At 50.7% G+C, this 25,187-nt stretch carries 19 protein-coding genes and 2 pseudogenes; 10 read left to right on the top strand and 11 right to left on the bottom strand.

Annotation, left to right across the window (positions count from 1 at the left end):
• Nucleotides 1–64 precede the first annotated feature (64 nt).
• Complete coding sequence (ubiG, locus tag C1192_RS00735; protein WP_000990777.1) at nucleotides 65–787, top strand: bifunctional 2-polyprenyl-6-hydroxyphenol methylase/3-demethylubiquinol 3-O-methyltransferase UbiG; 723 nt, start codon at nucleotides 65–67, stop codon at nucleotides 785–787.
• Nucleotides 788–932: 145 nt separating this feature from the next.
• Here ubiG and yfaL read toward each other — a convergent pair.
• A pseudogene (yfaL, locus tag C1192_RS25435) lies at nucleotides 933–4,678 on the bottom strand (AIDA-I family autotransporter adhesin YfaL/EhaC).
• 689 nt (nucleotides 4,679–5,367) lie between these two features.
• On the opposite strand from yfaL, the gene nrdA reads away from it, so the two are divergent.
• From nrdA to yfaE, 3 genes are all read left to right on the top strand, one after another.
• Nucleotides 5,368–7,653, top strand: coding sequence for a class 1a ribonucleoside-diphosphate reductase subunit alpha (gene nrdA, locus C1192_RS00720; RefSeq protein WP_038355054.1), 2,286 nt, complete (start codon nucleotides 5,368–5,370; stop codon nucleotides 7,651–7,653).
• 64 nt (nucleotides 7,654–7,717) lie between these two features.
• Nucleotides 7,718–8,848, top strand: a complete 1,131-nt coding sequence (gene nrdB / locus C1192_RS00715; RefSeq protein ID WP_000332038.1) for a class Ia ribonucleoside-diphosphate reductase subunit beta — start codon at nucleotides 7,718–7,720, stop codon at nucleotides 8,846–8,848.
• Entirely contained in the window at nucleotides 8,848–9,102 is a 255-nt protein-coding gene (gene yfaE / locus C1192_RS00710; protein ID WP_000135039.1) for a ferredoxin-like diferric-tyrosyl radical cofactor maintenance protein YfaE, read from the top strand. The genes nrdB and yfaE overlap by 1 nt, the downstream gene beginning before the upstream one ends.
• 53 nt (nucleotides 9,103–9,155) lie before the next feature.
• On the opposite strand, the gene inaA is transcribed toward yfaE, so the two are convergent.
• From inaA to glpT, 3 genes are all read right to left on the bottom strand, one after another.
• Nucleotides 9,156–9,806 carry a lipopolysaccharide kinase InaA gene (inaA, locus tag C1192_RS00705; RefSeq protein ID WP_000301036.1) on the bottom strand — a complete coding sequence of 217 codons (651 nt, stop codon included), beginning with the start codon at nucleotides 9,804–9,806 and terminating at the stop codon, nucleotides 9,156–9,158.
• 241 nt (nucleotides 9,807–10,047) lie between these two features.
• Nucleotides 10,048–11,124: a glycerophosphodiester phosphodiesterase gene (gene glpQ, locus C1192_RS00700; protein WP_000779068.1), complete on the bottom strand. Its 1,077-nt coding sequence runs from the start codon at nucleotides 11,122–11,124 to the stop codon at nucleotides 10,048–10,050.
• 4 nt (nucleotides 11,125–11,128) lie between these two features.
• A complete protein-coding gene (gene glpT, locus C1192_RS00695; protein ID WP_000948746.1) occupies nucleotides 11,129–12,487 on the bottom strand; it encodes a glycerol-3-phosphate transporter in 1,359 nt (452 codons plus the stop codon).
• Nucleotides 12,488–12,759: 272 nt separating this feature from the next.
• Between glpT and glpA the strand changes: the two genes are divergently transcribed.
• The 5 genes and pseudogenes from glpA to C1192_RS00670 all read left to right on the top strand — a co-directional run.
• On the top strand, nucleotides 12,760–14,382 hold the full coding sequence (glpA, locus tag C1192_RS00690; RefSeq protein WP_038355053.1) for an anaerobic glycerol-3-phosphate dehydrogenase subunit A: 1,623 nt from the start codon (nucleotides 12,760–12,762) through the stop codon (nucleotides 14,380–14,382).
• Nucleotides 14,372–15,631, top strand: a complete 1,260-nt coding sequence (gene glpB / locus C1192_RS00685; protein ID WP_038355052.1) for a glycerol-3-phosphate dehydrogenase subunit GlpB — start codon at nucleotides 14,372–14,374, stop codon at nucleotides 15,629–15,631. Before glpA ends, glpB begins: the two co-directional genes overlap by 11 nt.
• Nucleotides 15,628–16,818, top strand: a complete 1,191-nt coding sequence (glpC, locus tag C1192_RS00680; protein WP_001000345.1) for an anaerobic glycerol-3-phosphate dehydrogenase subunit GlpC — start codon at nucleotides 15,628–15,630, stop codon at nucleotides 16,816–16,818. The genes glpB and glpC overlap by 4 nt, the downstream gene beginning before the upstream one ends.
• 193 nt (nucleotides 16,819–17,011) lie before the next feature.
• Complete coding sequence (locus tag C1192_RS00675; protein ID WP_000140544.1) at nucleotides 17,012–17,938, top strand: ISNCY family transposase; 927 nt, start codon at nucleotides 17,012–17,014, stop codon at nucleotides 17,936–17,938.
• Nucleotides 17,939–18,185: pseudogene (locus C1192_RS00670) on the top strand (Rpn/YhgA-type helix-turn-helix domain-containing protein); the annotation flags it as partial.
• Between the two features lie 40 nt (nucleotides 18,186–18,225).
• Here C1192_RS00670 and yfaU read toward each other — a convergent pair.
• The 7 genes from yfaU to C1192_RS25025 form a co-directional block, all read right to left on the bottom strand.
• A complete protein-coding gene (yfaU, locus tag C1192_RS00665; protein ID WP_038355051.1) occupies nucleotides 18,226–19,029 on the bottom strand; it encodes a 2-keto-3-deoxy-L-rhamnonate aldolase in 804 nt (267 codons plus the stop codon).
• Nucleotides 19,030–19,045: 16 nt separating this feature from the next.
• Nucleotides 19,046–20,335, bottom strand: a complete 1,290-nt coding sequence (locus C1192_RS00660) for an MFS transporter (protein WP_001516759.1) — start codon at nucleotides 20,333–20,335, stop codon at nucleotides 19,046–19,048.
• A gap of 56 nt (nucleotides 20,336–20,391) precedes the next feature.
• Nucleotides 20,392–21,597, bottom strand: a complete 1,206-nt coding sequence (gene rhmD / locus C1192_RS00655) for an L-rhamnonate dehydratase (RefSeq protein WP_016248993.1) — start codon at nucleotides 21,595–21,597, stop codon at nucleotides 20,392–20,394.
• 14 nt (nucleotides 21,598–21,611) lie between these two features.
• Entirely contained in the window at nucleotides 21,612–22,394 is a 783-nt protein-coding gene (locus C1192_RS00650) for an IclR family transcriptional regulator (protein ID WP_000894175.1), read from the bottom strand.
• Nucleotides 22,395–22,611: 217 nt separating this feature from the next.
• Nucleotides 22,612–23,814, bottom strand: coding sequence for a nicotinamide mononucleotide deamidase-related protein YfaY (locus tag C1192_RS00645; protein ID WP_016262177.1), 1,203 nt, complete (start codon nucleotides 23,812–23,814; stop codon nucleotides 22,612–22,614).
• 99 nt (nucleotides 23,815–23,913) lie between these two features.
• Nucleotides 23,914–24,456, bottom strand: coding sequence for a YfaZ family outer membrane protein (locus C1192_RS00640; protein WP_038355050.1), 543 nt, complete (start codon nucleotides 24,454–24,456; stop codon nucleotides 23,914–23,916).
• Between the two features lie 111 nt (nucleotides 24,457–24,567).
• On the bottom strand, nucleotides 24,568–24,735 hold the full coding sequence (locus C1192_RS25025) for a hypothetical protein (protein WP_158650410.1): 168 nt from the start codon (nucleotides 24,733–24,735) through the stop codon (nucleotides 24,568–24,570).
• Between C1192_RS25025 and nudI the strand changes: the two genes are divergently transcribed.
• Nucleotides 24,734–25,159 (top strand): nucleoside triphosphatase NudI, encoded by a 426-nt coding sequence (nudI, locus tag C1192_RS00630; protein ID WP_001249881.1) that lies wholly within the window; start codon nucleotides 24,734–24,736, stop codon nucleotides 25,157–25,159. The two genes, C1192_RS25025 and nudI, sit on opposite strands and share 2 nt — an antisense overlap.
• Nucleotides 25,160–25,187 lie beyond the last annotated feature (28 nt).

Genomic DNA, 25,187 nt, shown 5'->3' with positions numbered 1-25,187 from the left:
GCTTTATTCACCTGCAATGCCTGATATACTCGCTTGTCTTGCCAATTACGGAGTAGAAGTGCCAATGAATGCCGAAAAATCGCCGGTAAACCATAACGTAGACCACGAAGAGATCGCTAAATTTGAAGCCGTCGCCTCCCGCTGGTGGGATCTGGAAGGCGAGTTCAAACCACTGCACCGTATTAACCCGCTGCGTCTGGGCTATATTGCCGAGCGTTCCGGCGGTTTATTTGGCAAAAAGGTGCTTGATGTCGGTTGTGGCGGCGGCATTCTGGCTGAGAGTATGGCGCGAGAAGGCGCGACGGTGACCGGTCTGGATATGGGCTTTGAGCCATTGCAGGTAGCAAAACTTCACGCACTGGAAAGCGGCATTCAGGTGGAGTACGTGCAGGAAACCGTTGAAGAGCACGCGGCAAAGCATGCCGGACAGTATGATGTGGTAACCTGCATGGAGATGCTGGAGCACGTTCCCGATCCGCAGTCAGTGGTCAGAGCCTGTGCGCAATTAGTAAAACCGGGCGGCGATGTCTTTTTCTCAACGCTTAACCGCAACGGCAAGTCGTGGCTGATGGCGGTAGTCGGCGCGGAATATATTTTGCGCATGGTGCCAAAAGGCACGCACGACGTGAAGAAGTTTATTAAACCGGCAGAACTGCTGGGTTGGGTGGATCAGACCAGTTTAAAAGAACGTCATATGACCGGACTGCATTACAACCCGCTCACTAACTCCTTTAAGCTCGGCCCCGGCGTTGATGTGAACTATATGCTGCATACGCAGAATAAGTGAGATTGTAAGCCGGATCGCACCGAATCCGGCAACGATGCCAATGCCTGATGCGACGCTTGCCGCGTCTTATCAGGCCTACAAACGCTCCAGTAGGCCGGATAAAGCATTTACTCCGCATCCGGCAACGATGCCGGGCGGGCAGTAATTACCATTTCACCGTCATCGACAAAAATCCTGCCGTCTGGGCAAAATCATCACTTCCCTTCTGCCACGCCACGCTGCCGCGCAGGGAAACTCGCTGGCTAATATTGCCTGTTATCCCCACTTTTATTTCACCACGCTGCTTCGCCACATCATCGCTAATATTGCTGCCATCTTCTTCAATTTCTGCCGAATGAGGATCGTGATAATAATTCAGATCCAACGTTGGCGTGACATGAACGACGGTATGCCATTCGCTGTGTAATCCCAACCGCATCTGAATATCATCACCCTGCGATTGGGACACCCGAGCACGGTTAGCGGCGGTGAAATCATTTTGCTTCACGCCCTGATAGACAACCTGCGCTTGCGGTTCAATTAATACGCCGCGCATCGGTAACCACTGATACCCCGCCTCCAGCGACGCAACGATCCCTGATGAACGATAATGGTCCACGCCATCGCCTTGCTCGCTGACATCGTTATTAAACTAGGCATATTGCAGCCAGCTATCAAGCCATGCCCCCTGCTTTTGACTGCCATGCTGAAACCAGCTTGATGTCAGACCAACGGCATAACCGCGGTTCTGGTTATCGGCACGGGTTGAGGTGATATTCGAGCGACTATATCCCTGGTTATTGCTGTAGCTTCCAACGCCCGCCAGTGTCCATTCGCCATCATCCCCCCAGTTTTCACTTAACAGGTTGCCACTAAGCTGTATCGTAGAAGTGTCTTCGTGCAGGGCCATTTGCCCCACGGCAGTGTAATGCTCGTGCCCACCCAAAATGCGTAAATGTAGCGATTGACTGTTGCCACCGGCATGGTCGCGTCTCTCCATCACAAATGCCTGGTTTACCGCTCGCAGGTTATTAAGATATCCCCCGGTTTTCGCATTCAACACAGGCTGGTAAGCAGGCATCGGGGTTGGTGCAGGATCAGGCGTGGGATCGGGAGTCGGTTCCGGCTCAGGTAGCGGCGTCGGAGTCTCTTTTTGCGAACGCAAATACCAGTCGCTGTTATCTTCCACCAACATATAGTCGTAAGCGCCCATATTGACGTAGCCGCTGCCCGCCAGACTAAACTGCGCATTGTTCTGAAATTGTGTGGGATCGGCATTGAAATCAACCACTTTAATACCTGTGGATGTCGGCTCGCCAATGCCAGTAATCGGGTTAATCACTACCGTGGTGTTACCGGAGGTATTGCCGTTAAGTACCAGCAGATCGCTTACAGAATCATTGCCGTCTAATTCACTATCGAGCAGCAACGTACCGCCGCCATTGTAATCGCCATTCACCGTCAGTGTGTCGCCAGCAGCACCATTTTGCAGACTCACCTCACCGGAAGTATTGGTCAGATCACCATTGACCGTCACGTCTGAAAGGTAAGTCAGGCTGTCAGTTTCAAGATTGGTATTAAGCTCACCGGTCAACACCGTACCATCGGAGACATTGACCAGAGTACCGCCACCGATAAACAATGAGGCATCCAACGCGGCGGAAGTCTCCTGTCCGGTTAAACGTAAGACGGTGCCATCGCTGATATCGATAGTGCCGCGGGAAGTCGCATCAATAGACTGAATATCCTGATCCGCACCAGTCTCGAACGTAGCCCCATCACCGACCCACAACGACGAAACATAAGGAAAGATATCCGCAACATCACCTTTCAGCGTGCCTTCCTCCACTCGCACCGCCGACTGCGCCGTGCCACTGGCGGTCAGTTCCAGGGTGCCTGCGCCTGTTTTCGTTAGTGTGCTGCCAGCATCCTGATCCTGCCCACTACTGTCGGCCATCAACGCCCCCCATTGCGTGTAGACCCCCGCATCAACTGCGACTTCACCATCAGCGCGCATTTCGATATTACGCCCATGCCCCGCCGTCGCTGAGCATGTGTCAACATCTGCAGTTATCTCCATTACACTATTTTGCTGGTTATCGGTAAAAATGACCTGACGGTTGTAATCCGTATCGCCAAGCTGTGAATTATCGCTAACGATCAGCGTTCCCGAAGCGATTTGCGTAGTGCCCAGATATGGATTGTCATTCGCCAGGCTTACCTGTCTATCACCTGCATCCACCACCACATAGACACCTTTTTTCCCGTCATCGCCAATATGCAGATCGTCGCCGCCATAGAGATCGGCAACGTCCTGACTGCCAATCACCGTGCCGCCACTGCCGCTAATTTCCAGACCATCGTTTTCTGCCGTACCACTCTGCCAGGTAGTAAAATCGGAAAGATCCAGCACACCATTGTTTAGCACGATTGACTGTGGATCGTTCTGCATCGCCGCCAGGTCATCAGCATTGCCGGTTAAGGAGAGAATCGCCCCGTCTTCCACCACAATATCGCCGGTCAGTGCCATCGACTGCGCTCCCGTCAGGACATAACTACCGTTTTCAGCAATAGTCAGTTGCCCATCCCCCTGAACAGTCCCGGCAAAACCGCCCTGGTTGACAGTAACATTACCACCGGCGTCAATATTTAAAGTGCCATTCTGAAAACCCGTTAACGAATGTACAAATGTTTGCTGAGTCGTTCCAACGTTAAGCTCAGCCTGATTATCTGTCTGTCCGATACTGCCAACGCTCAGACCATAGCAATTTTGCGGATTGTTTTGGCACTGATTGTCACCAACATTCATCAGCGAATTATTCCGCCCCAACATGACTTCACCGTTTTTAATTCTCATCTCACCGGTAAAATCATTGTTATCAGCGTTAAGCACCAGTTCGCCCGCTCCGGCTTTGGTAATAAAGCCCGTCCCCGCAATGGAATCGATAACCCCATCATTTTTCGTACTGCCAATGATCAAAGTTTTACCAGCCGCAATATCAAAACGGATCTCACTTGACCCCATATACAGAAAGCCTCCTGCCGCTGCCGAAGCCTCTTCACCGTAAGCAAATGCACTGTTATTCACATCTAATAATACGCCCTCGTTCTGGCCATAACTGTCATCAACAGCGATATCAATAAGATAAGGAGAAATTGCGTTGCTGGTATAAATTGCACCACCATAACCTTCGGCAGTGTTATTTATAAATGAAGTATTATTAATGACTGTAAAGCCTGATGGATGTGTTTTATCGTTATTATTATCAGTAATATCGATAGCTCCACCATCGCCATCACTGTAACTCGTTGATGTATATGCCTGATTATTATTAAAAACCGTGTTGTTTAAGTAGACATTATTATTAATTGAATAAATTGCGCCACCTTTGCCATCGTTAGCAATATTATCTGTAAATACAGCATTGGTGACGCTAAGATCAATATCACCAGCGTCATTTGTCCCCGCGGAATAAATCGCCCCCCCATACCCCCTGCTACATTACCGTCAAAAATAACCTGAGTAAGATTCAGCGTTGAATTTTCTTTCGCAAAGATAGCCCCGCCATTATTATACTCACCACTCACGGTATTATTTTCAAACAGCGTCATCCCTGTTCCGTCTTGTGCTGACAATGTGAAATTGGCACCTTGTTGTAAAAATACCGCACCTCCACTGGTATCATTTTTCATAGAAGAAAAAATAAGCCATTGCCCGTCAGCAACATTCCAGACCTGTGTACTACCTGAAAGGCTCTGGCGACTGGCCCGGCAACTGGCTATAACGTTAACACCCTGACATGAAGGCATAATCTGCGACGCTGCATTCGCTCGTGTAAACGCACATGCAACGACAGCCAGAAAAATTAAGAGATATTCTTTCCTGATAAAAACAATCCATTTTTTATTCATAATCTGACAGCCTGTGAGAAATAACACGCCATCATTAAAAGACATATTACGATTGTAGATAATGACTAATTGTAAGCAAGAAGAATTTAAAACCTATATACTAAAAATATTATCTTCTGAAAGAGATTAATTATTCTTTTTGATATTCACTAAATTATGAAATAACAATAATTAAAACACATCAAACTGATTAATTCGTTTCTTGTTTACCTGGAATAATCAACATAGCAAATTTTTATTTCACATCTGCTGATTAAAAAATACCGCTTCCGTGAACCACAACCATTTACATTCGCTCACATCATAAACATAACATTAAGTCACAACGTGATATGAATTTGTGCTGGTATCAATTTTCGCCACTCCTGACATAAGCGCAATAAATAACCTGGATCAATAATTATCTCAAATTGAACGTTCAAGAAATCACCGAACGGTTATTTTTAACAATTTTTTCTCTTCCCATTGACTTTCCCGGACACCTTGTCTGACCTAAGGTGCGTGGAAGCCACTTTTCCCGTTGCGACTTATCCACAAAGTTATGCACTTGCAAGAGGGCCATTTTCACACTATCTTGCAGTGAATCCCAAACATACCCCCTATATATAGTGTTCATTGCGACTTTCCTTACTACAGGTAGTCAAAGCGATGCTATTGCGGAAAGTATTCCAAAAACAGGTACGACATACATGAATCAGAATCTGCTGGTGACAAAGCGCGACGGTAGCACAGAGCGCATCAATCTCGATAAAATCCATCGCGTTCTGGACTGGGCGGCAGAAGGGCTGCATAACGTTTCGATTTCCCAGGTCGAGCTGCGCTCCCACATTCAGTTTTATGACGGCATCAAGACCTCCGACATCCACGAAACCATTATCAAGGCTGCCGCTGACCTGATCTCCCGTGAAGCACCGGATTATCAGTATCTCGCCGCGCGTCTGGCGATCTTCCACCTGCGTAAAAAAGCCTACGGCCAGTTTGAGCCGCCAGCGCTGTACGATCACGTGGTAAAAATGGTTGAAATGGGCAAATACGATAATCATCTGCTGGAAGACTACACGGAAGAAGAGTTCAAGCAGATGGACACGTTTATCGATCACGACCGTGATATGACCTTCTCTTACGCTGCTGTTAAACAGCTTGAAGGCAAATATCTGGTACAAAACCGCGTGACCGGAGAAATCTACGAGAGCGCCCAGTTCCTCTATATTCTGGTTGCTGCGTGCCTGTTCTCGAATTACCCGCGTGAAACGCGTCTGCAATACGTGAAGCGTTTTTACGATGCGGTTTCCACGTTTAAGATTTCGTTGCCGACGCCAATCATGTCCGGCGTGCGTACCCCGACTCGCCAGTTCAGCTCCTGCGTACTGATCGAGTGCGGCGACAGCCTGGATTCCATCAATGCCACCTCCAGCGCAATCGTGAAATACGTTTCCCAGCGTGCAGGTATTGGCATCAACGCCGGTCGCATTCGTGCACTGGGTAGCCCGATTCGCGGCGGCGAAGCGTTTCACACGGGTTGTATCCCGTTCTATAAACATTTCCAGACCGCAGTGAAGTCCTGCTCCCAGGGCGGTGTACGCGGTGGTGCAGCTACGTTGTTCTACCCAATATGGCATCTGGAAATTGAAAGCCTGCTGGTGCTGAAAAACAACCGTGGGGTTGAAGGCAACCGCGTGCGCCATATGGACTACGGTGTACAAATCAACAAGCTGATGTATACCCGTCTGCTGAAAGGTGAAGATATTACCCTGTTCAGTCCATCCGATGTTCCGGGGTTATACGACGCGTTCTTTGCCGATCAGGAAGAATTTGAGCGCCTGTACACCAAGTATGAGAAAGACGACAGCATCCGTAAACAGCGCGTGAAAGCGGTTGAGCTATTCTCGCTAATGATGCAGGAACGCGCGTCTACCGGTCGTATCTATATTCAGAACGTTGACCACTGCAACACCCACAGCCCATTTGATCCGGCTATTGCGCCAGTGCGCCAGTCTAACCTGTGCCTGGAAATCGCCCTGCCGACCAAACCGCTGAATGACGTCAACGACGAAAACGGTGAAATCGCGCTGTGTACGCTGTCTGCTTTCAACCTGGGCGCAATTAACAGCCTGGATGAACTTGAAGAACTGGCGATTCTGGCAGTACGTGCGCTTGATGCGCTACTGGATTATCAGGATTACCCAATCCCGGCGGCAAAACGCGGGGCAATGGGGCGTCGTACGCTGGGTATTGGCGTGATCAACTTCGCTTACTATCTGGCGAAGCACGGTAAACGTTACTCCGACGGCAGCGCCAACAACCTGACGCACCAAACCTTTGAAGCGATCCAGTATTATCTGCTGAAAGCGTCTAACGAACTGGCAAAAGAGCAAGGCGCGTGCCCGTGGTTTAACGAAACCACCTACGCAAAAGGGATCCTGCCGATCGATACCTACAAGAAAGATCTGGATGCTATCGCCAATGAGCCGCTGCATTACGACTGGGAAGCATTGCGTGAGTCGATCAAAACCCACGGCCTGCGTAACTCCACGCTTTCAGCGCTGATGCCGTCAGAAACCTCTTCGCAGATTTCTAACGCCACCAACGGTATTGAGCCGCCACGTGGTTACGTCAGCATTAAAGCGTCGAAAGACGGGATTCTGCGCCAGGTGGTGCCAGACTATGAACACCTGCACGACGCCTATGAGCTGCTGTGGGAAATGCCGGGTAATGATGGTTATTTGCAACTGGTGGGTATCATGCAGAAATTCATCGACCAGTCGATCTCTGCTAACACCAACTACGATCCATCGCGCTTCCCGTCAGGAAAAGTGCCGATGCAGCAGTTGCTGAAAGACCTGCTCACCGCCTACAAATTCGGGGTCAAAACGCTGTATTATCAGAACACCCGTGATGGCGCAGAAGACGCGCAGGACGATCTGGTGCCGTCAATCCAGGACGATGGCTGCGAAAGCGGTGCATGTAAGATCTGATATTGTGATGCCGGATGCGGTGTGAACGCCTTATCCGGCATTAAACTCCCAACAGGACATATTCATGGCATATACCACATTTTCACAGACGAAGAATGATCAGCTCAAAGAACCGATGTTCTTTGGTCAGCCGGTCAACGTGGCTCGCTACGATCAACAAAAATATGAAATCTTCGAAAAGTTGATCGAAAAGCAGCTCTCTTTCTTCTGGCGTCCGGAAGAAGTTGATGTCTCCCGCGACCGTATCGATTATCAGGCGCTGCCAGAGCACGAAAAGCACATCTTTATCAGCAACCTGAAGTACCAGACGCTTTTGGATTCCATTCAGGGTCGTAGTCCGAACGTAGCGCTTCTGCCGCTGATTTCGATTCCAGAACTGGAAACCTGGGTAGAAACCTGGGCGTTTTCGGAAACTATTCACTCCCGTTCCTACACGCACATTATTCGTAATATTGTTAACGATCCGTCTGTTGTGTTTGACGATATTGTCACCAACGAGCAGATCCAGAAACGCGCAGAAGGGATTTCGGCTTACTACGACGAACTGATCGAAATGACCAGTTACTGGCACCTGCTGGGCGAAGGCACCCACACCGTTAACGGTAAAACCGTAACTGTCAGCCTGCGCGAGTTGAAGAAAAAACTCTATCTGTGCCTGATGAGCGTTAATGCGCTGGAAGCAATTCGCTTCTACGTCAGCTTCGCTTGTTCCTTCGCTTTCGCTGAACGTGAGCTGATGGAAGGTAATGCCAAGATTATTCGCCTGATTGCCCGTGACGAAGCACTACACCTGACCGGCACTCAGCATATGCTGAATCTGCTGCGCAGCGGTGCGGACGATCCGGAAATGGCGGAAATTGCCGAAGAGTGCAAACAAGAGTGCTATGACCTGTTTGTCCAGGCGGCGCAACAGGAGAAAGACTGGGCGGATTATCTGTTCCGTGACGGTTCAATGATTGGTCTGAACAAAGACATTCTCTGCCAGTACGTTGAATACATCACCAATATCCGTATGCAGGCTGTCGGTTTGGATCTGCCGTTCCAGACACGCTCCAACCCGATCCCGTGGATCAACACCTGGCTGGTGTCTGATAATGTGCAGGTTGCTCCGCAGGAAGTGGAAGTCAGTTCTTATCTGGTCGGACAGATTGATTCGGAAGTGGACACCGACGATTTGAGTAACTTCCAACTCTGATGGCTCGCGTTACCCTGCGCATCACTGGCACACAACTGTTGTGCCAGGATGAACACCCTTCCCTTCTGGCAGCGCTGGAATCCCACAACGTGGCGGTTGAATATCAGTGTCGCGAAGGCTACTGCGGCTCCTGTCGCACGCGTCTTGTTGCAGGCCAGGTGGACTGGATTGCCGAACCGTTAGCCTTTATTCAGCCAGGGGAAATTTTGCCCTGTTGTTGCCGGGCAAAAGGCGATATTGAAATCGAGTTGTGATCGAGTACTAGTGCCAGATGCGACGCTGATGCGTCTTATCTGGCCTACAACGATTACATGGCGTAGTAATACGCTTTCACCTGTTCCCAGTCCGCTTTAGGGATCGGCTCCAGATATTTCTCCAGTTGCCGGAAGTCATGATTAATCGCTTTATGGCGACGCAGACGACGGCGACTTTTCTCCAGATCAAGAAAACCGGCTTCTGGCTTACCTTCTGTTTTCACATAGATATGGCGAACGTAGCAGCAGCCGTGTTGACGATTAACGCTATGCATCTTTTTAAATGCCAGCGCCACTGCTTCCAACATTGCTTGCCGTACATCGTTGGGATAGGGCGTTACTGCATGCTGTGCATACCAGTCAGCAATACTGACAAAACCCGCCATATCTTCAGTCACCAGTAACGCACGCCATTCGCCATCAATTTTCACCGCTTCTCCAAAAACGATTTTCGGCACAATCACGCCAGCGCGTTCCAGATCTTTTATCACCGCAACCTCGCGCACAATCGTCGGGCGACCAAACGGATAGCGGATAGAATGAAACAGGTGCCGAGTCATGCGCTTTACATACAGCTTTTTGCCGTTGTGCTCGACGCATTGCACCCCGCTCATGCCGTTGCGGCGGTAATTCGGTTTCTCAACCCAGTCACCTTCTGTAGCCCACCAATGATTGAATTCGTCGAGTTTTGCTGAAACTGCCATACCCTGTCGCCTTGTTTTTATTGTTAACGACAATGACTATAGGTGTTCACCTTAAGAAAAACTTAATAAAAAGTGTTTCTTAAGGTATTTCATTTGTCGGGAACTCGTCACCTCACGCTAAAGAACAGCAAGCAAAGATAACTAACTGACTTTATTGAAGAATTAATTTCACTCTGACGTGAATGGGATTTTGAATGAAGGGAAATAGCGGATGGCACGTAAGTGCCATCCGAGACTGAAGTTACTCTTTATTGAGGAATTTTACTGCTTTATCCGGGAAGTCCGTAAACAGCCCATTAACACCCGCTTTGTTATACAGAGCGTCATACAGTTGATTCACATCGGTCGTATATTCTGGCAGCTTATCCGACCGCACGGTATAAGGATGCACAACCAACTTATTCTGCTGCGCGTCTTTCACCATTCCGGTAAGTTTAATATTGCCCGGCTGCGATGTCTCATCAATCACCATATGGTAATCCGGGCCAATGCCGTCAGCATACTCCGCTACCTGCTTCATGGCACCCGGCTTAAACATCCAGTCGTAACTGTAATTAACCCAGGTTCCATCTGGTTGTTTCTGCTGGGTTTCATTCCAGTCAGTATAGGCAATCAGTTGAACCAGATTAAGATCCATGCCCATTTTCGGTTCCAGCTCATTTTTAATACGTTTCAGCTCATCAGCATCAAAGCATTGCAAATAAACTTTGTCATCTTTACCGGTGTAACCGTATTTTTTCAGCACTTCCAGGGTTTTAGCCGCAATATCTTTCCCTTCCTGATGATGAAACCACGGCGCTTTAATTTCTGGATAGATGCCGATATTTTTCCCCGTCGAGTGGTTTAACCCCTGAACAAATTCAATCTCTTCTTCGAAAGTGTGCACACGAAAGTCAGATTTCCCCATCGGGAAGCGTCCGGGGAAAGTCTGCACTTTTTTGCCATTTTCAATATCAAAGCCTTCAGTGAATTTTAAAGACTTAATTTCATCCAGCGTAAAATCTATCGCGTAGTAACGGCCATCTTTACGCGCCCGCTCCGGAAAACGCTCGGCCACATCAGTAACGCGGTCAAGATAGTGGTCATGCAGGACGACCAGATGGTCGTCTTTGGTCATCACTAAATCCTGCTCCAGATAATCCGCCCCTTGCGCATACGCCATCGCTTTTGCGGGTAGCGTATGCTCCGGCAAATAACCACTTGCGCCGCGATGGGCTATTACAATTTTCTCGCTGTTGTCTGCCGCCATTGCACTGCTTCCCATGATCATTCCACTCATCATGATCGCCATGCTAAGGTTTTTAAGTGTCAGTTTCATGCTATTAGCCTCCGTTGCGTTTTTGCTGTAATTCCTGATGGCGACGTTTTTCGCCAATCATCACGACAATTAACAAGATAACTGCCAGAATGCTGCCGCCAATCATCACCATGAAGCCGCCATCCCAGCCGAAGTAGTCAACGGTGTAACCGACAATTGCGCTTGCCGCCACAGAACCGCCAAGATAACCAAACAGCCCGGTAAAGCCCGCCGCCGTACCTGCTGCTTTTTTCGGTGCCAGTTCCAGCGCGTGCAGACCTATCAGCATGACAGGACCGTAGATCAGGAAGCCAATGACAATCATACAAACCATATCAACAGTCGGATTACCTGCCGGGTTCATCCAGTAAACAATAGTAGCGATGGTCACCAGAGTCATAAAGAAGACGCCAGTTGCCCCACGGTTACCGCGGAAGACTTTATCCGACATCCAGCCACACAGCAGAGTGCCCGGAATGCCCGCGTACTCATAAAGGAAGTAGGCCCAGGAAGATTTATCCAGCGCGAAATGCTTCACCTCTTTCAGGTAGGTTGGCGACCAGTCGAGGATGCCGTAACGCAGCAGATAAACGAATACGTTGGCAATAGCGATGTACCACAGCAGCTTGTTCGGCAGTACGTACTGCATGAAAATCTGCTTCGCAGTCAGTTCCTGTTCCGCTTTTTCGTTATAGTCGTCCGGATAATCATTTTTGTACTCTTCGATCGGCGGCAAACCACAGGATTGTGGGGTATCGCGCATCATGGCAAAAGCGAAAAGCGCCACCAGAATGGCACAGAAAGCAGGCATATAGAGCGCCGCGTGCCAGTCATTAAACCAGGCCATACCCAGCAGGAACAGCAGCGGCGGAATACCACCACCGACGTTATGCGCACAGTTCCATACTGACACAATGCTGCCACGCTCTTTCTGCGACCACCAGTGCACCATAGTACGACCACACGGCGGCCATCCCATTCCCTGGAACCAACCGCAGAGGAACAGAAGAACAAACATCACCGCAATGCTGGAAGTCGCCCACGGCACAAAGCCCATAAATAGCATCACTGCCGCCGCAAGAATCAAACCTGCTGGCAGGAAAACGCGCGGATTCGAGCGATCCGAAACTGACCCCATGATGAATTTCGAAAATCCGTAAGCAATGGAGATACCGGAAAGGGCAAAACCTAAATCCCCACGAGAGAATCCCTGCTCCACCAGATAGGGCATAGCGAGAGCAAAGTTCTTACGAACCAGATAGTAAGCGGCATAACCAAAGAATATCCCCAGGAAAATTTGCCAGCGCAATCGACGATAAGTCGGATCGATCTCCGCAGCAGGTAGGCGCGCTTTGTGTGGCGCTGGTTTAAAAATACTCAACATTTATAGCCTCCGTGGCCCGTGGTCTTATTTATGATTAACAGACTGATTCAATAGAAGAACCTGCCGTTTCTTGAGTGGCCGCGATGTTAATTAATCATTCATTTTATGAATGTGAATTACCGCACACATTATTAAATAAGATTGTCAAAATGTTCCGAAAGACGCATGAAATCACGTTTCACTTTCGAATTATGAGCGAATATGCGCGAAATCAAACAATTCATGTTTTTACTATGGCTAAATGGTAAAAAACGAACTTCAGAGGGATAACGATGAAAACTCGCGACTCGCATGACGTGATTATCATTGGCGGCGGCGCAACGGGAGCCGGGATTGCCCGCGACTGTGCCCTGCGCGGGCTGCGCGTGATTTTGGTTGAGCGACACGATATCGCAACAGGCGCGACCGGGCGTAACCACGGTCTGCTGCACAGCGGCGCACGTTATGCAGTAACAGATGCGGAATCCGCCCGCGAATGCATTAGTGAGAACCAGATTTTAAAACGCATCGCGCGTCACTGTGTCGAACCGACCAACGGCCTGTTTATCACCCTGCCGGAAGATGACCTCTCTTTCCAGGCTACGTTTATTCGCGCTTGTCAGGAGGCGGGGATCAGCGCGGAAGCCATTGATCCGCAGCAAGCACGCATTATCGAACCTTCCGTTAACCCGGCATTGATTGGCGCGGTAAAAGTCCCGGATGGCACCGTGGATCCATTCCGCCTGACCGCTGCGAACATGCTCGATGCAAAAGAACACGGTGCGGTTATCCTCACCGCCCACGAAGTCACTGGCCTGCTTCGTGAAGGTGCGACGGTGTGTGGCGTTCGCGTGCGTAATCATCTTACAGGCGAAACCCAGGCGCTCCATGCACCAGTGGTGGTGAATGCTGCCGGGATCTGGGGGCAACATATTGCCGAGTATGCCGATCTGCGTATTCGCATGTTCCCGGCCAAAGGATCGCTGCTGATCATGGATCACCGCATTAATCAGCACGTGATCAATCGCTGCCGTAAACCTTCTGACGCTGATATTCTGGTGCCCGGCGATACCATTTCACTGATTGGCACCACCTCTTTACGCATTGATTATGACGAAATTGACGATAATCGGGTGACGGCAGAAGAGGTCGATATCCTGCTGCGTGAAGGGGAAAAACTGGCTCCGGTGATGGCGAAAACGCGCATTCTGCGTGCCTACTCTGGTGTGCGCCCACTGGTTGCCAGCGATGACGATCCGAGCGGGCGTAATGTCAGTCGCGGCATCGTGCTGCTCGATCACGCCGAACGCGATGGCCTGGACGGATTTATCACCATTACCGGCGGTAAACTGATGACCTACCGTCTGATGGCGGAATGGGCCACAGATGCCGTCTGCCGCAAACTGGGCAACTCGCGCCCCTGCACAACCGCCGACCTGGCACTACCGGGTTCACAAGAACCGGCTGAAGTGACACTGCAAAAAATCATTTCCCTCCCTGCACCACTTCGCGGTTCTGCGGTTTATCGTCACGGTGATCGCACGCCATCCTGGTTAAGTGAAGGCCGCTTGCACCGGAGCCTGGTGTGCGAATGCGAAGCTGTCACTGCAGGCGAAGTGCAATACGCGGTAGAAAATTTAAACGTCAACAGCCTGCTGGACTTACGCCGTCGCACCCGTGTGGGGATGGGGACCTGTCAGGGCGAACTCTGCGCCTGCCGCGCCGCCGGACTGCTGCAACGCTTTAACGTCACCACGTCCGCGCAATCTATCGAGCAACTTTCCACCTTCCTTAACGAACGTTGGAAAGGTGTGCAGCCCATTGCCTGGGGCGATGCGCTGCGCGAAAGCGAATTTACCCGCTGGGTTTATCAGGGACTGTGTGGTCTGGAGAAGGAGCAGAAAGATGCGATTTGATACTGTCATTATGGGCGGCGGCCTTGCCGGATTACTCTGCGGCCTGCAACTACAAAAACACGGTCTGCGTTGTGCGATTGTCACTCGCGGTCAGAGCGCGCTGCATTTCTCGTCCGGCTCACTGGATTTACTAAGCCATCTGCCAGACGGGCAGCCGGTGACAGATATTCACGACGGACTGGAAACATTGGGTCGCCTGGCCCCCTCCCATCCCTACAGCCAACCCGGCCCACAGCGCGTGCTCGACCTCGCTTGCCGGGCGCAGGCGTTAATTGCAGAAAGCGGTGCGCAATTGCAGGGCAGCGTAGAACTGGCTCACCAGCGGGTTACTCCTCTCGGCACGCTACGCTCAACCTGGCTAAGCTCACCAGAAATCCCAGTCTGGCCGCTGCCCGCGAAGAAAATATGCGTAGTGGGAATAAGTGGCCTGATGGATTTTCAGGCACACCTGGCGGCAGCCTCGTTACGTGAATTAAATCTTGCTGTCGAAACTGCTGAAATTGAATTGCCGGAACTGGATGTCTTACGCAATAACGCCACCGAATTTCGTGCAGTGAATATTGCCCGTTTCCTTGATAACGAAGAAAACTGGCCACTGTTGATCGATGCGCTTATCCCTGTTGCCAACACCTGTGAAATGATCCTGATGCCCGCCTGTTTCGGCCTGACCGATAACAAACTGTGGCGCTGGCTGAATGAGCAACTGCCCTGTTCATTAATGTTACTGCCAACATTGCCGCCTTCCGTGCTGGGTATTCGTCTGCAAAATCAGCTTCAACATCAGTTCGTGCGCCAGGGCGGTGTGTGGATGCCGGGCGATGAAGTAAAAAAAGTGACCTGCAAAAATGGCGTCGTCAGTGAAATATGGACCCGTAATCACGCCGATATTCCGCTACGTCCACGCTTTGCCGTGCTTGCCAGTGGCAGCTTCTTTAGCGGGGGGCTGGTGGCAGAACGCGACGGTATTCGCGAACCGATTCTCGGCCTTGATGTGCTGCAAACCGCCACGCGGGGTGAGTGGTATCGAAGTGACTTTTTCGCTCCGCAACCGTGGCAACAATTCGGCGTGACCACTGACGAGGCGCTACGCCCGTCGCTGGTAGGTCAAACGATAGAAAACCTGTTTGCCATTGGTTCGGTGCTGGGCGGATTTGATCCCATAGCCCAGGGATGCGGCAGCGGCGTTTGTGCTGTCAGTGCATTACATGCTGCTCAACAGATTGCCCAACGCGCAGGAGGCCAAGAATGAACGATACCAGCTTCGAAAACTGCATTAAGTGCACCGTCTGCACCACCGCCTGTCCGGTGAGCCGGGTGAATCCGGGCTATCCGGGGCCAAAACAGGCGGGACCAGATGGCGAACGTCTGCGTCTGAAAGATGGCGCACTGTATGACGAGGCGCTGAAATATTGCATTAACTGCAAACGTTGCGAAGTCGCCTGTCCATCCGATGTGAAGATTGGCGATATCATCCAGCGCGCACGAGCAAAATACGACACCTCGCGCCCGTCGCTGCGCAATTTCGTTTTAAGTCATACCGACCTGATGGGCAGCTTTTCTACGCCGTTCGCGCCTATCGTTAACACCGCTACCTCACTAAAACCGGTGCGACAACTGCTTGATGCCGCGTTAAAAATCGACCACCGTCGAACACTGCCGAAATACTCCTTCGGCACCTTCCGCCGCTGGTATCGCAGCGTGGCGGCACAGCAGGCGCAGTATAAAGATCAGGTGGCGTTCTTCCACGGCTGCTTCGTCAATTACAACCATCCACAACTGGGTAAAGATTTAATTAAAGTACTCAACGCGATGGGAACGGGCGTGCAACTGCTCAGCAAAGAGAAATGCTGCGGTGTGCCGCTGATTGCCAACGGTTTTACCGATAAGGCGCGTAAACAGGCGATTATCAACGTGGAATCGATCCGCGAAGCTGTCGGAGCGAAAGGCATTCCGGTGATTGCCACCTCCTCCACCTGTACGTTTGCCCTGCGCGATGAATATCCGGAAGTGTTGAATGTCGACAACAAAGGCTTACGCGATCATATCGAACTGGCAACCCGCTGGCTGTGGCGCAAGTTAGATGAAGGCAAAACCTTGCCACTTAAACCGCTGCCGCTGAAAGTGGTTTATCACACCCCATGCCATATGGAAAAAATGGGCTGGACGCTCTACACCCTGGAACTATTACGTAAAATCCCTGGGCTTGAACTGACAGTGTTGGATTCTCAGTGCTGCGGTATTGCTGGTACTTATGGATTCAAAAAAGAGAACTACCCCACCTCACAAGCCATCGGAGCGCCACTGTTCCGTCAGATAGAAGAGAGCGGCGCGGATCTGGTCGTCACCGACTGCGAAACCTGCAAATGGCAGATTGAGATGTCCACGAGCCTTCGCTGCGAACATCCGATTACTCTGTTGGCCCAGGCGCTGGCTTAAACTCCCTTCTGATGCCCGGTAAGCATGTTGCTTATCGGGCATTTTTGCGGGCGCGATTCCGTGCCAAATGTACGCGTTGCATCGCCGTGAAAATTCCTCTGAAAACGTCTCGCAAAGACTGAAACTGTCAGATGTCAAAGGCCCGGGATACTCGTAATGTCGCGTCATCATAAACATCTGGTGACGGACAACCATGACAGAATCAACAACATCCTCCCCGCATGATGCGGTATTTAAAACCTTTATGTTCTCGCCCGAAACCGCACGGGATTTTCTGGAAATACACCTGCCGGAACCGCTACGTAAGCTTTGCAACCTGCAAACCTTACGCCTGGAACCCACCAGTTTTATTGAAAAAAGTTTACGCGCTTACTACTCGGATGTTTTGTGGTCGGTAGAAACCACCGACGGCGAAGGTTATATCTACTGCGTGATTGAGCATCAGAGTACTGCGGAAAAAAACATGGCCTTTCGACTGATGCGTTATGCCACTGCCGTCATGCAGCGCCATCTGGACAAAGGCTATGACAGAGTCCCTCTGGTAGTGCCAATGCTGTTTTATCACGGCGAAACCTCACCCTACCCATATTCACTTAACTGGCTGGATGAATTTGACGACCCGCAGCTTGCCCGGCAGTTGTACACCGAAGCTTTTCCGTTGGTGGATATCACCATCGTACCTGACGATGAGATCATGCAACATCGGCGTATAGCTCTGCTGGAACTGATTCAAAAGCATATTCGCGAGCGCGATTTAATCGGTCTGGTCGACAGGATCACCACGCTTTTGGTTAGGGGCTTCACTAATGACAGCCAGGTGCAAACGCTGTTTAATTATCTGCTGCAATGCGGCGATACCTCCCGTTTCACCCGCTTTATTGAGGAAATTGCCGAACGTTCGCCACTACAAAAGGAGAGATTGATGACTATTGCTGAACGGCTACGGCAGGAAGGACACCAAATTGGCTGGCAGGAAGGTAAATTAGAAGGTTTGCAGGAAGGCATGCATGAACAAGCCATTAAAATTGCCTTGCGCATGCTGGAGCAGGGCTTTGAACGTGAGATTGTGCTGGCGACAACCCAACTCACTGATGCTGATATTCCACCGAACTGTCATTAAAAGAAGAGATTGATGACTATTGCTGAACGGCTACGGCAGGAAGGGCATCAAATTGGCTGGCAGGAGGGTAAGATTGAAGGCTTGCAAGAAGGTAAATTAGAAGGTTTGCAGGAAGGCAAAGTAGAAGGCATGCATGAACAAGCCATTAAAATTGCCTTGCGCATGCTGGAACAGGGTATTGATCGTGACCTGGCTGCTCGCAGCCACCCAGCTAAGCGAAGCCGATCTGGCAGCGAATAACCACTAATTAACACAGGCCCACAAGCAATCCCCATGGGCCTTTGATATCAATAACTACCTTTTATGCGTGGCTCATTTTTGCCTGATTTAAATATCGCCAGTCGCTTATCCAGGGCATCACTGTAGAGCATGGTGTCGACGCCAACGGCGACAAAGTTCGCTCCCCACGCAAGGCATTGCTGCGCCATATCAGGAGCCACAGCCAGAAAACCTGCTGCTTTACCCGCAGCGCGGATCCGTCGGATGCTGGTTTCAATAATACGCTGCACTTCCGGGTGTCCGGCATTATCCGGGTAACCCAACGACGCTGAGAGATCCGCTGGCCCAATAAACACACCATCACCCCCCTCAACGTCGAGGATTTCATCCAGATTATCCAGTGCTGTTTTACTTTCCACCTGCACCAACAGACAAAGTGAGTCGTTGACTTGCGCAATGTAATTCTCAATGCGTCCCCAGCGTGCTGCCCGTGCCACGCTGGCCCCGACACCACGCTCACCGTACGGTGGATAGCGAGTTGCAGACACTATCTGACGCGCCTGTTCGCCAGTGTCGACCATCGGGATCAGTAGAGTTTGCGCGCCAATATCCAGGACTTGTTTAATCAGCGACTTACTCCCCTCCACTGGGCGGATCACGGGTTGGCTGCCATAGGGCGCTACCGCCTGAAGTTGGTGATAAAGGTTCTGAATGGTATTTGGCGCATGTTCACCATCAATCAGCAACCAGTCATAACCGGAGGTGGCGGCAATTTCTGCCATATAGGAAGTTGTCGAACTTAACCACAGACCAATTTGTACTTCACCCTTGCGTAAGCGTTCTTTGAATGGATTGATTAATAATGTGTTCATCATGTTCCTTAACCTGTTAATGATGCGCCACGTTGGTCTGCGCAACAGCGCGACTTACACGCAGAGTGAAAATAATCAGCGAACCGATGACCGCCACCGCAGCCAGCATCAGCAAGCCTGCCGCATCGCTGGCAAACAACGTTTCTGCTTTTACACGCAGGATCGGGGCGATAAATCCGCCCACCGCGCCAAACAGGTTTACAAAACCAATCCCCGCAGCCAGCGCCGTACCGGAAAGCAGTTGTGTCGGCATCGTCCAGAACACCGGCTGAACCGCAATAAACCCTATTGCTGCAACACACAGCGCAACGATTGCCAGTACTGGCGAAAGTAGCCCGGAAAGGCCAATACCAATGCCCGCGGACAGCAATGTCAGCGCCGCGACATTGCGCCGTTCGCCGGTTTTATCGGAATAGCGCGGAATAAGCCAGGTCCCCAACAATGCCGCAATCCACGGAATGGCGGCGACCACGGAGGCCGTAAAGCCCACTTTTGTTCCCAGCAATGCGGCAACCTGCGTCGGCAGGAAGAAAATTAATCCGTAAACCGCCACCTGAATAGTCAGGTAGATAATCGCCAGTTGCCAGACTCGCCCATTACGCAGCGCATCACTCAGTCGCGAAGTGACTTTCTGTTGTTCTTCACTTGTAAGTTGATTAATGAGCAACGTTTTTTCTTCTTTACTCAGAAAACGTGCCTGCTCCGGTGTGTCATCAAGCCAAAAGAATGTGAACACCCCAGCACCGACTGCCAGTAATCCTTCAATCACAAACATCCAGAACCAGCCGGGATGTCCCATAAATCCATGCATCTCCAGAAGCGCGCCGGAGAGCGGTGATCCCAGCGTTAACGCCAACGGTGCTCCCATATAAAACAGCCCCATAATGCTGGCGCGATTACGCTGCGGAAACCATTGCGAAGTGAGATAAATCATGCCTGGAAAGAACCCGGCTTCCGCAGCACCAAGCAGGGTGCGAACTATCAGAAATTTCACTTCAGTATCGGCCCATGCCATTGCCGCCGAAAGAAATCCCCACAGCAGTGTCGTCGTACCAATCCAGGTCCTGGCTCCCAGTTTGCGCATCAACAAATTCGCCGGAACACCGAGAAACGCATACACCACAAAGAAAATTCCCGCTCCCAGCGCATAAGCTTCATTACTTAGCCCGGTATCAATCTGGTAGGTCTGTTTGGCAAAACCAATATTCGAACGATCGAGAAACGCCAGCACGTACAGCGCCAACATAAACGGGATCAAACGCGCGCGGTTTTTCTTCACCACGGCGTCAAGCAAAGCGGTGCTCATAAGAAGCTCCTTAGAACATGTGAGCGTTACTGTTGTCACGGCAACGCCCGGAATGATTAGTGGCTGTAAGGGCGTTTCAGATTGCAGTCACGATTGAGTTCGACGCCGAAACCCGGTTTATCAAGTACTGATTTGTGAATACGACCATTCACCGGCACCGGCTCATTAAGCAAAATCGGATCAAACTGCGGACGCATCGATGAACAATCCGGACTGGTCATCAGGAATTCGCTAAATGGGGTATTGGTGAAGGTGATCACCGCATGGTGGGAGTAAACAGACGAACCGTGCGGCACCACCAGTTGTCCACGTGATTTGGCAATTGCGGCAATCTCCACCAGCGTGGTTAAGCCACCGCACCAGCCAACATCTGGTTGCATAATGTCGATACCGGTTTCTGAAAGTGTACGGAAAGATTGCAGTGTGCCGTGGTGCTCGCCACTGGTGACCATCATTCCTGCTGGTGCGTTGCGTTTTAATTCGCGATAACCTTCATACTGTTGCGGCGGCAGGCACTCTTCGATCCATTTCAGGTTATAAGGGGCACAAGCGTGAGCCAGTTTGGTGGCATAGTTCACGTCCTGGCTCATCCAGCAGTCGAGCATCAACCAGAAATCTTCACCGCATTTTTCACGCATCCCCGCGACCATAGCGGCGTCTTTGCGGATCCCCGCATCACCATCATGTGGCCCCCAGTGCGTCGGCATCTTGCCGCCGATAAAGCCCATCTCTTTTGCCAGATCCGGGCGAGCGCCCGTGGCGTAGAACTGAATTTCATCACGGACAGCGCCGCCTAAAAGTTTATAAACCGGAAGCCCGACCACTTTGCCGAACAGATCCCACAGAGCCAAATCAACACAGGAAATCGTGTTCATCACCAGGCCCCCTGAACCGGAGTAATACTGGGTGGCGTTGAGCATTTGATCGTGAATCAGTTTGATATCACTGACACATTTGCCCTCTATGAAACGGTTTAGGTGTTTTTCAACGATAAAGCACCCCATTTCACCGGCTGTTGAAACGGCGAAGCCGGTCTGGCCATTTTCTGCTTCGACTTCAACAATTAACGTGCCAAGAACGTTAATACCAAATGACTGGCGGGACTGCTCGTAATCGCGGTATTTACTCATCGGGGTAGCAATATGATCGTCAATCCAGTGATCCACTCCCTGGTCGTGATAATCACCGCCGCCAGCGCCTTTTTCTGCTGTCGCTCCTCCAGTAAACCAGGCGCGAACCTGTTTGATTTTTGGTAGGGTCATGATGTTCTCCATTTTTATGAGGCCAGTAAGTCAAAGGGACTTTTCCATCCCAACAGACGTGAAATATCCCTGGCGCAGGCGATGGCTTTGCCCGCCAGATAATCACGATATTCTTCATTGATTTGTAAACGAGTACCGACCACTGAGATCGCGGCGGTAAGCTCGTTATTGGCGTTAAACACCGGGGCAGCAACACAACGGACATCGGTGTAATCTTCACCGTTGTCATAGCTCCAGCCCTGACGGCGAATACGTGCCAGTTCTTCGTGGAGCTGTGGTGGACGGGTAATCGTGGTGGGTGTCGCCTGTTCCCAGACCAGCCCTTCGATAATACTTTGCTGTACAGCTTCAGGTTGCCAGGCAAGCAGGCATTTACCTATTCCGGAGCGATAAAGCGAAAGGCTTTTTCCTTCATGGGAACGCACGCTGATAGTGGCTGAAGACTCCACTTTCAATATGTAATATGCGCTACCGTTATCGATGATCCCAAGGTGACACAACAGTCCAGTGGTATCCATCAGTTGCGTCAGGCGTGGGCGTGCCAGTTCCCGGAGATCCATCTTGCTTAACGCATGGCCGGAAAGCTCCACCAGCCTGGTCCACAGACAAAAATTTTCCTGGTGATCAAGACTCAGAAAACGCTGACGCTTGAGTTCGTTAAGCAGCAAATAGGCTGTGCTTTTAGGGATCCCCAATGTGTCGATGATCGTCGCAGCACTACAGGGGCCAATGCGAGCAATCAAATTGAGAATATCAATAGCCCGTGTCAGGGCGGGAACTTTGCTTGATTCCAACATACTGGACTCCAGTCTTAGATACTGGAATCAGTCTCGTTGCTCAGGGGGAGTAAAATTGTGAAGCGCATCAAATCCCACTCCTCGTCCAGAGGACTGGAGGAATTACGCACAAATTTGTGAATTAGCGCACGGATTTTTTCTTATTGAGTACAACAGGTTGGACAACCTTTGCGGGAGAGAAGTGTGCCGGTGTAGTAAACCGGCACGGAGTGGCTGCTCAGGCAGTTAGGGTCATAGATTCAACAACCTCAATCCAGCCATGCTCGCTGGCAATGTCCTGACCGTTCAGCCAGCGACGCAGCATATTGAGTGCCATCATTGCACACACTTCCTGACGAATAGCCAGACTGTAGCGCGTAGTGCTGAAATGTACGCGCAGAGCAAAAGTGCCATCCGGCGTGGCCAACGCAAAGTTGAGATACCCATCTTCCAGGCCAGAAATGGCCAGTGCCAGCCCGGCGAAATGTTTGGCTCGTCGTTCAGTTATCCAGTGTGCGGTTTGCGCCAGTGTTTCTTCCTGTGAAGGCACGACTTCACACGCCAGTAATGGCGCACCAGCACGAGAAAGTTGCAACGCCAATAAACCACCGGTGAATTGCTCGCTCAACGTCAGACTGAACTGGCGACGTTGCAATTCCCGGCTGATCTGCGCAGGTAGTCCTTCGGTGCCTTCAAAAATCATGCTCTGTCCGGCGACGCGTTTAACGTCCTGCCATAGTTTTTCCATCGCCTGTAGCTCGCTTGCCGGTCCGGTGAGTTTCAATTCGATAATCGGCATGGAAGAGCGATAGCCCATCGTTACGCCCGGCGGCAGTTGCAACGTGTCCAGGCTTTGCGCCAGATCGCTTTCTGAACGACCAAAGGTAGTCAAACGCAGGCAAACCGGTGGCTGCGGTAAGGAAAAACGCTCACGCAGGCGCGGCAGAATTTCATGCTCCACCATCACTTTAAATTCCGAAGGCACGCCTGGGGTAAAGAACATCAGGCAACGGTTAAGTTGCACAGCAAAACCACAGGCCGTGCCAACCGGATTATTGATAAATTCAGCACTGGCTGGCAGCTCCGCCTGTTTGCGGTTACTCGACGCCATCACGCGCCCACGTTCGCGGAAATAGCGTTCCATCTCTTGCAGCCAGGCTTCATGAAGAACTAATCCCTCACCTTTTGCTGTCGCAGCAGCCAGTGCGCTTAAATCATCGCTGGTCGGCCCCAGACCACCGTTGACGATCAGCACATCGGCGTGCTGGCTACGTTCACGCAGAATGGTGACTAAATCCTCAAGGTTATCGCCCACCGTATTACGGCGAGATAATGGCAACCCCTGATGAAAGAAAAAATCAGCCAGCCAGGCAGCGTTAGTGTCAACGATTTGCCCGTGTAACACTTCATCCCCTGTGGATAACATTTCCACTTTTAACATGGTTATCTCCTGCTTTTGTTATCGAATCACTATAACGCAAAGGGAGATAAGGCGTAGAAAGAAACTGAATGGCGCGGCAGAACGCCGCGCCGAAAGGCATCAGAAGCTGGCGTTAACCCCGACATAAGGGCCGTCAGCCACCGCGTTGTCGCGGTTGCCGTCTTTACCCGACAGATTCAGATAGCGGTAGCCCGCCTCAATGCTGACTGGACGCATAATAGTGTAACGCGCGCCTGCATTCGCTTCTTCATAACTTTTAATACCGCTGGAGAGCGAATCCGGAGAGTAGTAATACTCGCCAAACAGACGGAAGCTATCGCCAATTTGCCACTGCAAGCCACCGCCTACCGCCGCGGCATAGCCTTCATCACCGTCGTTCGGGTTGGTATAAACGCCTTTACCACCCACGGTTGCCATTAGCGGACCCAGCGGCAGATTCAATCCCAGACCAACGCCCGCGACGTCACCGTCGTCATCGTTATGTGTCCAGTTACCGCTTAATGCCAGACCGGTCGATTCAGTACCGAAACCAACATCAATATTGGTATATTCTTTTCCCGCCTGACCGCTGATACTCATCGCATTTGCCGATGCAGAAACCAATAGCATTCCAGCCAGAACTGGCAGCGCCAATTTTTTCATTTTTACCTTTTCCCGCAAGAAGATAATTAAAAGTCCCCAAAGCTGCGGGATTGTACTGCCTGACGCAGAGGATTCAATGCGTGAAAAAAGCGATCTGCTAACTTATTGTAACTAAATACTTCTTGAATAATTAAGTGCAGAAAAAGCAGCCATCAAAAATTGATTGCCAGCCAAATAATCATCGTGGCTATCATCACCCAAAAGACAAATGCTACTTTCACCTGTTTGTCCATTGCCGTATTCTTTTATTTTATTTTCGATGGTAAGGAATATTCCCATGCGACAACGGACTATCGTTTGTCCCTTAATTCAAAATGATGGTGCTTATCTGCTGTGTAAAATGGCCGACGATCGCGGCGTTTTCCCCGGACAATGGGCGCTGTCTGGTGGCGGCGTAGAGCCCGGTGAGCGTATTGAAGAAGCATTACGTCGTGAAATCAGGGAAGAGCTGGGCGAACAACTGATTCTTACTGACATCACACCATGGACCTTCAGTGATGATATCCGCATCAAGACCTACGCAGATGGTCGCAAGGAAGAGATTTATATGATTTACCTAATCTTTGACTGCGTCTCTGCCAACCGTGAAGTGAAAATTAACGAAGAGTTTCAGGACTATGCATGGGTAAAACCTGAAGATCTTGCGCACTATGATTTGAATGTCGCCACCCAAAAAACATTACGTTTGAAAGGTCTGATGTAACAGTAATGACAGCCATTATTGGCTGTCA

The organism is Escherichia marmotae (assembly GCF_002900365.1).
Classification (GTDB): Bacteria; Pseudomonadota; Gammaproteobacteria; order Enterobacterales; family Enterobacteriaceae; genus Escherichia; species Escherichia marmotae.
The sequence above is the reverse complement of the archived record's forward strand: the minus strand, read 5'-3'. Positions and strand labels throughout refer to the sequence as shown.

Excerpts from the sequence above, each read along its gene's own strand:
- ubiG (WP_000990777.1), top strand. The coding sequence starts at position 65 with ATGAATGCCGAAAAATCGCCGGTAAACCATAACGTAGACCACGAAGAG.
- nrdA (WP_038355054.1), top strand. The coding sequence starts at position 5,368 with ATGAATCAGAATCTGCTGGTGACAAAGCGCGACGGTAGCACAGAGCGC.
- nrdB (WP_000332038.1), top strand. The coding sequence starts at position 7,718 with ATGGCATATACCACATTTTCACAGACGAAGAATGATCAGCTCAAAGAA.
- yfaE (WP_000135039.1), top strand. The coding sequence starts at position 8,848 with ATGGCTCGCGTTACCCTGCGCATCACTGGCACACAACTGTTGTGCCAG.
- inaA (WP_000301036.1), bottom strand. The coding sequence starts at position 9,806 with ATGGCAGTTTCAGCAAAACTCGACGAATTCAATCATTGGTGGGCTACA.
- glpQ (WP_000779068.1), bottom strand. The coding sequence starts at position 11,124 with ATGAAACTGACACTTAAAAACCTTAGCATGGCGATCATGATGAGTGGA.
- glpT (WP_000948746.1), bottom strand. The coding sequence starts at position 12,487 with ATGTTGAGTATTTTTAAACCAGCGCCACACAAAGCGCGCCTACCTGCT.
- glpA (WP_038355053.1), top strand. The coding sequence starts at position 12,760 with ATGAAAACTCGCGACTCGCATGACGTGATTATCATTGGCGGCGGCGCA.
- glpB (WP_038355052.1), top strand. The coding sequence starts at position 14,372 with ATGCGATTTGATACTGTCATTATGGGCGGCGGCCTTGCCGGATTACTC.
- glpC (WP_001000345.1), top strand. The coding sequence starts at position 15,628 with ATGAACGATACCAGCTTCGAAAACTGCATTAAGTGCACCGTCTGCACC.
- C1192_RS00675 (WP_000140544.1), top strand. The coding sequence starts at position 17,012 with ATGACAGAATCAACAACATCCTCCCCGCATGATGCGGTATTTAAAACC.
- yfaU (WP_038355051.1), bottom strand. The coding sequence starts at position 19,029 with ATGAACACATTATTAATCAATCCATTCAAAGAACGCTTACGCAAGGGT.
- C1192_RS00660 (WP_001516759.1), bottom strand. The coding sequence starts at position 20,335 with ATGAGCACCGCTTTGCTTGACGCCGTGGTGAAGAAAAACCGCGCGCGT.
- rhmD (WP_016248993.1), bottom strand. The coding sequence starts at position 21,597 with ATGACCCTACCAAAAATCAAACAGGTTCGCGCCTGGTTTACTGGAGGA.
- C1192_RS00650 (WP_000894175.1), bottom strand. The coding sequence starts at position 22,394 with ATGTTGGAATCAAGCAAAGTTCCCGCCCTGACACGGGCTATTGATATT.
- C1192_RS00645 (WP_016262177.1), bottom strand. The coding sequence starts at position 23,814 with ATGTTAAAAGTGGAAATGTTATCCACAGGGGATGAAGTGTTACACGGG.
- C1192_RS00640 (WP_038355050.1), bottom strand. The coding sequence starts at position 24,456 with ATGAAAAAATTGGCGCTGCCAGTTCTGGCTGGAATGCTATTGGTTTCT.
- nudI (WP_001249881.1), top strand. The coding sequence starts at position 24,734 with ATGCGACAACGGACTATCGTTTGTCCCTTAATTCAAAATGATGGTGCT.
- C1192_RS25025 (WP_158650410.1), bottom strand. The coding sequence starts at position 24,735 with ATGGGAATATTCCTTACCATCGAAAATAAAATAAAAGAATACGGCAAT.